This is a genomic window from Mesorhizobium sp. WSM4840, assembly GCF_055811755.1.
Genome location: NZ_JBVVQD010000084.1, coordinates 1 through 2,555 on the forward strand (window position 1 = coordinate 1; position 2,555 = coordinate 2,555).

1 protein-coding gene and 2 pseudogenes are annotated in these 2,555 nt (G+C 64.0%); 2 read left to right on the forward strand and 1 reads right to left on the reverse strand.

The features are described from left to right. Positions 1-95: 95 nt before the first annotated feature. Both AC0L3I_RS36710 and AC0L3I_RS36715 read left to right on the forward strand, forming a co-directional pair. Positions 96-1,097: pseudogene (locus AC0L3I_RS36710) on the forward strand (IS91 family transposase); the annotation flags it as partial. Positions 1,098-1,504: 407 nt separating this feature from the next. Continuing rightward, a pseudogene (locus AC0L3I_RS36715) lies at positions 1,505-2,103 on the forward strand (IS5 family transposase); the annotation flags it as partial. 71 nt (positions 2,104-2,174) lie between these two features. Here AC0L3I_RS36715 and AC0L3I_RS36720 read toward each other — a convergent pair. Then, a partial coding sequence (locus AC0L3I_RS36720) for a transposase (protein WP_473530203.1) occupies positions 2,175-2,555 on the reverse strand: 381 nt, incomplete at its 5' end.

Consider the following 2,555-nt stretch of genomic DNA (forward strand, 5'->3'; position numbering starts at 1 on the left):
AAAAGCGCAACAATTCACCGAAAAATGTCAATGTCTGCACCCCAGCTCCCCATTACTGGATCTGCCCATAAGGCAGGTAATGGGCGTCGCCCATTACCTGCCGCAACCGGCATTGCCCCAAGTGCCAGGGAAAGGCCTGCCGGGAATGGCTCGCCGCACGGCAGGACGAGCTCCTGCCGGTTCCCTATTTCCACGTGGTGTTCACGCTGCCGGCCGAGATCGCCGCGATCGCCTTCCAGAACAAGGCGGCGGTGTACACGATCCTGTTCAAGGCGGCCGCCGAGACGCTGCGCACCATCGCCGCAGATCCCAGACATCTCGGCGCCGGGATCGGTCTCATCGCGGTGCTGCACAGCTGGGGCCAGAACCTCACCTATCATCCCCACCTCCATTGCATCGTCCCGGGCGGCGGCATCTCCCTCGATGGAGGGCGATGGGTCGCCTGCCGGCCGGGGTTCTTCCTGCCCGTGCGTGTGCTGTCGCGCCTGTTCCGCCGTCTCTTTCTGGAGGAACTCCGAGCGGCCTATGATGAGGGTCGGCTGGGCTTCTTCGGCGATCTCGCCTACCTGGCAAAGCCTGATGCCTTCGTCTGCTTGCTCGCCGAGGTTCGTCGCTATCAATGGGTCGTCTACGCCAAGCCGCCCTTCGGCGGGCCGAAGCAGGTGCTGGCCTATCTCGGCCGCTACACCCATCGCGTCGCCATCGCCAATTCCCGACTGATCAGCACGGCCGACGATCGGGTCGCGTTCCGCTGGCGGGACTATCGCCAGCGCGGCAAGACCAAGGTCATGACGCTCGACGCGCACGAGTTCATCCGTCGCTTTCTCCTGCACACGCTGCCCGACGGTTTCCATCGCATCCGCCACTACGGCTTCCTCGCCAACGGCAATCGCGCCGCCAAGCTCAACCTGTGCCGCAGGCTGCTGGCCGGATCGCAGCAGAACAATCTCGAACCGGATGCCGAAAGCGCCGCTGTCGCCGCCGAGCGCCTTGCGGCGGCGCATCGCTGCCCCTGCTGCGGAGAGCCAATGATCACGCTCGCCATCTGGCGGTGCGGCCAGGCACAACCGCGCCCCTTCTGGAACGACACCTCATGATCACGCCGGGTGCGTCCACATCACCCGGGTCGGTATCCGTCGCCATGCGCGCCGGCACCTCGACCCTTGGCCCGCCGCACAAAGCCGCAAGCAGCCAGCCCGGCGATAGAAAGCACTGCAGCCTATCCGACGGCTCGCGCCATCCCGGTTCCGTCTTCCACCGTACCATCCTTCGCTGTCGCCGCATCGTGAACGCCCTTCACCAGCCTGGCACCGACGATCCCGACCGCTCCTCCAGGCTACAATCCCCATAGCGCCAGACCGTCCCGCGGCTTCGTTCAATCCGGCTTGCAATGAGGTCCGACAACCAGCCGGCCCGCTCCGTCGAGCATGCGGACCTCATAGAAGCCTCCAGATTCCCAAAGCGGCAGAAAATTGATTCAAGGCTGGAAATGGAGACCCAGCCTTTGATTCGATTGATGTTGAGCGACAGCCAATGGGAGCAAATCGCGCCGGAGCTGTCGGGTAAAGCCGGTGATCCCGGCTGCAGCGGGCGCGACAACCGGCTATTTATCGAAGCCGTTCTTTGGATCGCGCGCACCGGCTCGCCGTGGCGTGATCTGCCGGAGGCGTTCGGCAAGTGGTTCACCGTATATACGCGCTTCTGACGCTGGGCGCAGAAGGGCGTCTGGGAGCGTATTTTCAAGACCCTCAGCGATGATCCCGATTTCGAATATGTCCTTATCGACGGCACGCTCGTCCGGGTCCACCTGCATGGCACCGGCGCAAAAGGGGGACTCAAAATCAGGCCATAGGCCGCTCGCGTGGCGGCCTGACCACCAAAATCATGGCCTTGGTCGATGCCCTCGGCAATCTCATTCGCTTCGTCCTTTTGCCCGGCCAGCGTCACGACAGCATCGGGGTCGAGCCTTTGATCGCCGGCCTCGATTTTGAGGCGCTCCTCGGCGACAAGGCTTTCGACAACAACTGGCTGCGCGCCAACCTGAATGAACGTGGCGCCGTGGCGGTCATCCCGTCCAAAGCAGACCGGGCCGGGCGCATCCCTCAGATCGTGCCCACTGGCGTGGTGTAGCTGACGGCATTGGACGCCGTGCTCTCCGGCATGGGCCGGACTGATCAGCGCGCGACTGCCGGCAGGCTGATGAGCGGATCATCGCTCATCTGGCTGATGGTCTCAAGCGTCATGTAGCGGGCCCGCTGCACGGCCCATTCATCGTTCTGTTCGAGCAGCAAGGCGCCGACGAGACGGACGATGGCGTCGTCATTGGGGAAGATGCCGACGACCTCGGTCCTGCGCTTGATCTCGCCGTTGAGGCGCTCGATGGGATTGGTCGAGTGGAGCTTGGCACGATGTTCCTTGGGGAAGGTCATGTAGGCGAGCACGTCGGGCTCGGCGTCGTCCATGATGGTGGCGAGCTTGGGCACCTTCGGCCGGATCTGGTCGGCGACGGCGCGCCATTGCGTGCTTGCGGCCTCGGGCGTTTCCTGGGCGAAGGC